Annotated in this window: 7 protein-coding genes; all 7 read right to left on the reverse strand. The window is 31.7% G+C overall.

Annotated elements, in window-relative coordinates; translation table 11 throughout:
• Positions 1–7: 7 nt before the first annotated feature.
• On the reverse strand, positions 8–1,189 hold the full coding sequence (locus tag D1818_RS14130) for a hypothetical protein (protein WP_118459653.1): 1,182 nt from the start codon (positions 1,187–1,189) through the stop codon (positions 8–10).
• The gene (locus tag D1818_RS14135) at positions 1,176–1,916 is read right to left on the reverse strand and encodes an ABC transporter ATP-binding protein (RefSeq protein WP_199726310.1); all 741 of its coding nucleotides are present in this window, start codon (positions 1,914–1,916) and stop codon (positions 1,176–1,178) included. Before D1818_RS14135 ends, D1818_RS14130 begins: the two co-directional genes overlap by 14 nt.
• Positions 1,917–1,942: 26 nt before the next feature.
• The gene (locus tag D1818_RS14140) at positions 1,943–3,157 is read right to left on the reverse strand and encodes an ABC transporter permease (RefSeq protein ID WP_118459654.1); all 1,215 of its coding nucleotides are present in this window, start codon (positions 3,155–3,157) and stop codon (positions 1,943–1,945) included.
• Positions 3,158–3,242: 85 nt separating this feature from the next.
• Positions 3,243–4,466: an FtsX-like permease family protein gene (locus tag D1818_RS14145; protein ID WP_118459655.1), complete on the reverse strand. Its 1,224-nt coding sequence runs from the start codon at positions 4,464–4,466 to the stop codon at positions 3,243–3,245.
• Between the two features lie 26 nt (positions 4,467–4,492).
• Positions 4,493–6,088 (reverse strand): NAD(P)/FAD-dependent oxidoreductase, encoded by a 1,596-nt coding sequence (locus D1818_RS14150; RefSeq protein WP_118459656.1) that lies wholly within the window; start codon positions 6,086–6,088, stop codon positions 4,493–4,495.
• 203 nt (positions 6,089–6,291) lie between these two features.
• Positions 6,292–7,044: an outer membrane lipoprotein-sorting protein gene (locus D1818_RS14155; protein WP_118459657.1), complete on the reverse strand. Its 753-nt coding sequence runs from the start codon at positions 7,042–7,044 to the stop codon at positions 6,292–6,294.
• Positions 7,045–7,115: 71 nt separating this feature from the next.
• Complete coding sequence (locus D1818_RS14160; RefSeq protein WP_118459658.1) at positions 7,116–7,766, reverse strand: hypothetical protein; 651 nt, start codon at positions 7,764–7,766, stop codon at positions 7,116–7,118.
• Positions 7,767–7,804: the final 38 nt, after the last annotated feature.

Genomic DNA, 7,804 nt, shown 5'->3' on the forward strand with positions numbered 1-7,804 from the left:
TTTAAAACTAAAAGTTCCAAGTAATTCTCAAGTACCCTATCTGTGTCGGACTAAAGTACCCTAAGTCTTCTGAATTTTGAAATACAAACTGGCCTATTAAATCCAAATCTATATTTTGGGCCAAAGAATAGGTTATAGTAGGATTTATAAAAAGAGGATTACTTTCTACTGGAGAGTATAAAGTGGTTAGATTTGCAGCTAAAATAGGAGTAAACGCATATGAAATAGTAGTGTATGTTGTCCATTTATAAGGATATAGATTTTTAGCACTTAGTTCGAAAGCAAACAAATTATCTCCTTCAGTTTCATTACCATTATACAAACCTCCAATACCTAATGCAAAGCCATTTTTAAAAGTATAATCAAACCCCAAAGTTCCTGTAAGAACATCTTTATTATTGTTATTATCATCTGTAGCTTTAAAAAAACTTCCTTCTCCATTAAAACCAATCTTTTTTATGGCACCAGACCACCCAACACCTATGGTTATATCATTATTTACCCATCCTCCCAAAAATTGAAAGTCATAATTCCATTTATTAGTTTTCCAGAGAAATCCTGCTACGATATTGTCACTATCGTCAAAGGCTTTTACCGCGATTTCTAAACTACTAGAAGCTCCTGTATAATACACAACCCTAACTGCATCAGATCCAGGTCTTTCTGAATAATCAAAATCAGTTACAGAAAACGCATTAAAAATATCGTTGGGATTCCAAATAGGATGTACTCCCCAGTTAATACGCTGTCGCCCCGCTCTTATCTCAAGATCATTATGGACATACTCGCCGTACAATCGATCAAAAACACTATGCAATACAGCGTTTTCACCAGTATTAATTAGTTCTAGATCTAAGATATCATTACTTGATTCGCTTAAATTAGCTTTAAATTCTGGAAATAAATCACTTTTGGAGAGTTCACCAAAAAAGAATCGAGTGCGTAAATCTGCTTTAAAAGTTATTTTATCCGTAAAATAATATTTAAAATTTAATCTAGAATGTATGAAAGCGTCATTCAGGACAAGTTTATTATCTAGTGATGGAGAATCGATACCATAGAGTCCTTGTAAAGATCTGGTATAACCAGATAAGTTCCAATTTGTAGGTTTTGTTTGTAGGTTTTGCGATGTTACTTCTTGAATTCCAATTATATATATTATTAAAAGAATTAACTTATTTACATTCATCACTTACGATCTTTCCATCCACCAAAGTTATTACTCTATTAGCCCTATCAATTACTCTTTGATCGTGGGTGGAGAATATAAAAGTCATTCCTTCTTCATTAAGCAATTTCATCATATCTAATAAATCCGCTGTAGCTACTGAATCTAAATTTGCTGTAGGTTCATCGGCAAGAATAAAATCAGGTTTAGAGGCCAATGCTCTTGCTACTGCAACACGTTGCTGCTGTCCTCCTGATAATTCCCCAGGTCTTTTATTTTTTTTGTCAATTAATCCTACCGCCTTTAATAATTCCTGAACTCTATTATTACGTTGAACTTTAGATTGCTTTTTAAGCATCATTACAAATTCTATATTCTCTGATGCAGATAATACTGGAATTAAGTTATACGCCTGAAATACAAAACCTATATGATTCTTTCTAAAATCGATCATTTGATTTTCTGATAATTTCAAAGTATTGATTCCTGCTATGGTAATCTCTCCTTTTGAAGGTTTGTCTAATCCTCCTATAATATTCAATAATGTAGTTTTTCCCGAACCAGAAGGCCCTACAATTGCTGTAAACTCACCTTTTTTAATTTCTAGATCTACACCTTGCAAGGCATGTACTGCTATTTTTTTAGGATTATATATTTTGTGGATTTTATGAGCTTTAATAATTGAAATCGTTTGCTCTTTCTTTTCTGTCGATTTATTAGATTTTACTGCTTCCAGAACATTTTTCATTTTTTTGGTGTTTCTATTTTTAATATTTAGATTTTTCTTATTGCAACTACTGGTCTTAGCTTTGAAGCTTTTGAAGAAGGGTAAATTGCCGCTAATACAGTTGTAATAAATATTCCTATCATTATTAAAATACATACTTTTAACTCAAGATCAGGGTATATGATCGATTTTACTCCGAACCATTCTGCACCTTTCCCGAATTCGCTAAGATCAATTCCTTTTTTGTGATAGTAATTAATAGTCTGCCAGCCAAAAAATAACCCTAGCGGAGCTCCTATAAGACCCAATAAGATGGTTTCTAATGTAATCATCTTAAATATCTTATTTCTGTTCATTCCAATTGCCATAAGAATACCTAATTCTCTTGTTCTCTCAAGTACTGCCATCATCATTGTATTTAGAATTCCGAAAACAAGTGCAAGCATAAAAATAACGAGTAAGATACCAAGACTCACGTAAATCTGAGATTCGTACAATTCAATGTCCGGAGCAATTTGTTTATAGTTTCTGACAATTGCTCCTTTTTGTTTAATATTGTTTTGAATCTCTTTTTGTAAACCTTCAATTTCTTGAATATTATCAAGCTTAATAGCAACCTCATGAATCACATTTTCCTTTCCATATAATTTATTTATATCTTTTTGATTTACAAATACTTTTGTCGCATCTGTGACTGCGTTTTCTGTTCTAAAGATTCCCGCTACCCTAAAAGATCCAGCTATCAGTTCATCGTGTACATCTCTAAATTGCAATACGATTTTTTTTCTCACTTTAATTTTCAGTTTTTCTGCCATTTTATGGCTAATCAAAATCTGATTTTTTTTACCGTTCTGAAAATAGTTTCCATCGATAATTGATTCTTCAAAAGCATTAAGTTTTTGTTCTTTTTCTGGGTTTACCCCACAAATTACGATACCGCTAACTGCTCTACTGGACTGAATCATCCCTTTTATGACTGTCCTTCCTGCAAAAGCTTTTATACCAGTTATATTTTTTATATCTTTTTCTATGTTTGGGTACAGCATATATTCTTCTTCTCCATCTTCAATGAATTTTTCCTGATGAATTTGAAAATGTGAGGTCTGAAACCGCACAGCGCTATCGACATAACCTTTTATAATTGCAAGGATAAAGGAAGTAGAAAATATAAATGCCCATACCCCAAAGAATACGGCAATAATAACAACGCATGATCTCAATGGTGAGCGCCAGATATTCTTCCAAGCTATTTTTGATACCATAATGATGATTTTGTTTTGTGAAAATTTCTTGTTGTTTTAGGCAATCTAATATTATAAAATACTACAAAGAGTTTAATGATGTTTACTATGAGGCACGAATGGCTTGTAATGGATCAATCTTGGAAATTTTAATAAGAGGATATATCCCTAATATTAAAGTGATGGTGAAAATCATTAATGCTTGGTTTATAAATATATCTAGATCAAAAGCCACCGGTATCACTGGCTTCATAGCGAATTTTTCATAAACCACCATTGCATCGTTTTCTAAAATAGATAAATCAATAGGATTGTAATAGAAATAATAGACAACCAGAAAAGCGATTAATACGCCGACCAATACCCCAAGAAGTCCTAGAATTATGGTTTCCAAAAATGTTACCAAGAAAAGTTTCCATCTTCTCATACCTACAGCAATTAATATTCCATATTCGTAATTACGCTCTTTGGTAATCATCAAAATAGTTCCAAAGATTGTAAAAGCAATCAATCCATAAAGTATAATAAGGACAATGGAACCACTGGCTTCATCTAATGCTCTAGCCTGAATGATTTCTGGCAATAACTCTTTGTAATCCATAATTTCATATACTTCGGAATTTATAGATGCTTGGAGTTCTTCTTTAATTTCTGGTAAACTTTCTGCCTTCAGATTAAGCACAACCGTAGTGACCAAGTTGGGAGCCGCAAAAAAATCCTGAGCTGTATGAATCGGAAAAAAGATCAAACTCTTATTAAATTCAGGAATAGCGTACCTAAATATTCCTGATATAGGGTACTTTGCCGCTGCACTTACTCCTCGATATCCCTGAGAAACAAGAACAATAGTGTCACCAACTGTTAGATTTAACTTTTTTGATATTCCTTCACCAATAATAACCTCATCTTTATCAGAAAGATAATTTCCCGTTATAATTTTATTTTTGACTCCTGTTAACTTATTTTCCTTTTCAAGGTCAACTCCAATTACCTTTACTCCGTGAGTAATATCACCAGCTGATGCCAGCGCAAAAGATTCAATTCTTGGTACAACTTCATCTAAATTAGTAATATTCTTTTCAAGTTTTTTTATGTTTCCGTTATACTCAAAAGCATTATTCAGAATTTTATCTTTCCAATATCCTTTTTTATGAATTTGCGCATAGCCTACAAAAAGGCTCACAGAACTATCAATAATATTATCCCAAGCACCTTTTTGAAAAGCGCTCATTATTGAAGATAGGAATACAGCAAAAGCGATGGCACCTACAGTAAGAAAAGTACGTTTTTTGTTTCTCCAAATATTGCGTAGAGCTAATATAAATTGCATACCGTTATAATAATTTTGAAAAGAGTTTATGGCCTTGCCAATTTCCAAGGTTTACTCTTAGTTATATTGTTCTTATAAAATTTTGAAGAGGGTAGTTTATATCCTATTAACCAAAAAAGAGGATTGTATAAACATATGAATAGAAGTACTACCAAGGACCTTCTAAATGAATAGGCAATAGGCAAAGATTTTATTAGATTAATGCTATTCTCTTTATGGTATACATCTGTAATTCTATAAAAATAAGGAAGGTGAGATCCAAAAAACATTTTAAGAGTAAGTTTTAAATCATTCCAATTCCAAATTTTAGGCTTACACCCTATAAGCTCTGCCATAGTAATCATAAAATCATGGTAGCTGACAAGAGATCTTAACCTTTTACTATGATAAAACATTCCATCATAATAGGCTTTATCTTGCTTGATTTCTTCTTTAAGCTGTTTATTGGATGGTAACTCCTTTTTTCCGGAAATTAATAATGCCATATACCTTGCCTGCATTTCGGAACAAGCTGGTAGTCCTCCTTGTGATGGTCTTGCCCACCCTATTATACTCAATTTTGAACCAAATTCTGGATGAATCATTTGCTTAAACAGAGATCTTGGATCCATAAAACACTCTCCAAACGTGTATTTTTTTAAACAAGTTTGATATCCAGTGTTACATAAAATTACATCTGCCTCTATTTTTTTACCTGATTTCGTTATGACTTCATTTTTGGTGAGTAGTTTTATTGTATCTTTAATCATTTCAACTTTTCCATTAACTACGTCCTGAACAAAGATGTCATTTTTAGTAAAAAACTTACCCATAAAGCTTTCTCTTCCTAATGTCCATTCTTGTATTAATCGATCAGAATCCTTCACATTTCTTCCATATTTCAAGTAAAATTTTGCTTTTAACTTCATGTAAGCATCTATACCTTTTCTTTTCATTGCATAAAAACAATAGGAGGTATAAGCATCATTTGTATGTCCACTTATCCATCTGGCTATAATATTAGGATAATCTGGAACTAGGACTTTACATGAGGTCACCTGACCAATTTCGTGTACCACATCTGCACCGGATTCTCCTAAACCCACACACACTACTTTTTTTCCTTTAAATTCATCACTTTTCTTATAGGCACTAGAATGAATAATTTTACCTTCAAAACGCTCTTTTCCTTCAAAATCAGGAAATTTCGGTGTAAAATTACTCCCTGTACAAATGATCATATAATCAAATATTTCCGTAAACTCTTTTTGTGCGTGAGTCACTTTAACCTCGACTTTCGATTCTCTCATACTAGCTGAAGTAATTTCGTGCGAAAACAATATATGTTGATCCAATTCATGTTTTTCAACATAAGAATCCAGATACGCTCTATATTCATTTACTTTCCAATACTTTCGACTTTCATGAGTATTAGGCATGAAATCTGAATATGCCATAAAATAATTTGACACTGTTAATTCCAGTGAATCATAGGACCTTCCTCCTTTCTGAACAGATCTGAATGCTCCTCCTATTGTATCTTGAGCTTCAAAACAGGTTACATCGATATTATTTTCAACTAATTCTTTTATGGTGACTAGGCCTGAAGGTCCCGCCCCTACAACGCAAACTTTTTTTCTCATTTATTAATTTTTGGCAATTCATTATCTACCAAAATATTATCGGTTGATCCTTAAAATCGCTAATTTGTGTATCTTTTTATTAATAACCTTAGAAAGTTACCTATCCGGATTAAAAGTTATAATCCTTATTTCAAGCGGTAAGTAGTAGAATTTGTAATCAGATATTTTAGAAATACTTATGTACAGTATCTTAAATGATATGATTATCTAAGTCTTTTCATATTTCGGATTGAAAAAAACGTATCAGATATTGGTTCATCAAATGATAATGACACATACTCTATTTTCGTTTTATGTCCTTTTTCTTCAGCTGGAATTACCTCTATAACTGAAGGTAGCATTTTATCACCTATTTTTTTTATTTTTTTTGCGGTATTAATTTGTATCAAGTATTCATCTTCATCATAAAACTCTGTTTTCATCTGTATATATTCTTCTTTATCAATCCATATCTTTATTTTCCCCCAAACAATAGCTGTTCCTTCTTTAGGAGTTAATTCTAAAATCCAAGTTTTTCTACCTTCGATAATTTCCTCACCTAAAATTTCATGAGTATAATCATCAATTTTGGAAGAAGTATTAGCAAGGTCATCATTAGTAAAATCCGAACCCATCCAACTTTGAGACATCATTGATGGCGGCATTTTAATAACTCGCTCTATACTTGGTCTCCAATCCCACATTTCTTTATCAATTTTAAGAAATGAAGTTCCCTTATCTCTGGCAGGGGATGTTATTAGTATAAGGGAATATTTTTGTCCGCTTGACCAACTTTTCATTATCATTTCTCTTTTCCAATCAGGACGTATTATCGTCATTTTAATCTCTGCTTGACTGTATTTGCCTAAAACCTTATCGTTTGCTTTTTGTATAATTTCTTTAGGTGACGGCATTTGAGAAAAACCCTTTGCTAAAAAAACTAAACACACTATTATTGTAATGATTCTTTCTTTCATTTTTTATTTTTTATAGCGCTTATTTATATATTCTAATAAGCTTCTTTAAATACTATTTTTATGGTATAACTTTATTTAATTTGATTTAAAGTCTCTACAAATTCTTCACTATTATCTAGATTGATTAAAAGAATATCACAATCTTTAGATAACCCAAAGGGTTTTTCAATTCGTTGCTTTTTCGTAAAATGCAATGCTATATTGTGCCCTTCTATATCTTTAACCATTGCAAGACTTTCTGTTCTTTTATCATTAGTATCTACAGGGTCTTTTTTAGTTAACTCTACTTGATCCAACTCATCCGTGTTTACTATAACATCTCCAAAAAGTCCATACCTTATAAAAAGTTTATTATTATGTAGTGCAAAAGGTCTTAGTTTCATTGCCTTTATATGGCTGTAAATTTGTATTGCTGAATACAAACTTATTATACTGAGTATCCAAGCTATCATATCATATCCTTTTCTTGCAAGCAGTAAATGTACAATTGCAGTTTCCATAAGAATCATAAAAACTGCTACTAATAGTAATATCCTTATTCCATTACTTTTGTAATATGAAAATTGTTTGATATCACTATCCTTTTTTTTCCATAAGAAAAAGGTATAAGCCAGATTTGCTATCTCAAAAGTTAACATTTTAGAGATTACATTCTTTCCTATTATTTTAAATATCCCTGCTTTTAGTGTATCATAAAAGTCATTGGATTTGCTTGTTTTCATTGTGTTATTTGTTAAGATTAGATATTTTTTGTCTATTT

It is taken from the genome of Aquimarina sp. BL5, from assembly GCF_003443675.1.
In the GTDB taxonomy this organism is placed as follows: Bacteria; Bacteroidota; Bacteroidia; order Flavobacteriales; family Flavobacteriaceae; genus Aquimarina.

Coding starts and splice junctions, on each gene's coding strand:
- D1818_RS14145 (WP_118459655.1), bottom strand. CDS start 4,466: ATGCAATTTATATTAGCTCTACGCAATATTTGGAGAAACAAAAAACGT.
- D1818_RS14150 (WP_118459656.1), bottom strand. CDS start 6,088: ATGAGAAAAAAAGTTTGCGTTGTAGGGGCGGGACCTTCAGGCCTAGTC.
- D1818_RS14160 (WP_118459658.1), bottom strand. CDS start 7,766: ATGAAAACAAGCAAATCCAATGACTTTTATGATACACTAAAAGCAGGG.
- D1818_RS14155 (WP_118459657.1), bottom strand. CDS start 7,044: ATGAAAGAAAGAATCATTACAATAATAGTGTGTTTAGTTTTTTTAGCA.
- D1818_RS14130 (WP_118459653.1), bottom strand. CDS start 1,189: ATGAATGTAAATAAGTTAATTCTTTTAATAATATATATAATTGGAATT.
- D1818_RS14135 (WP_199726310.1), bottom strand. CDS start 1,916: ATGAAAAATGTTCTGGAAGCAGTAAAATCTAATAAATCGACAGAAAAG.
- D1818_RS14140 (WP_118459654.1), bottom strand. CDS start 3,157: ATGGTATCAAAAATAGCTTGGAAGAATATCTGGCGCTCACCATTGAGA.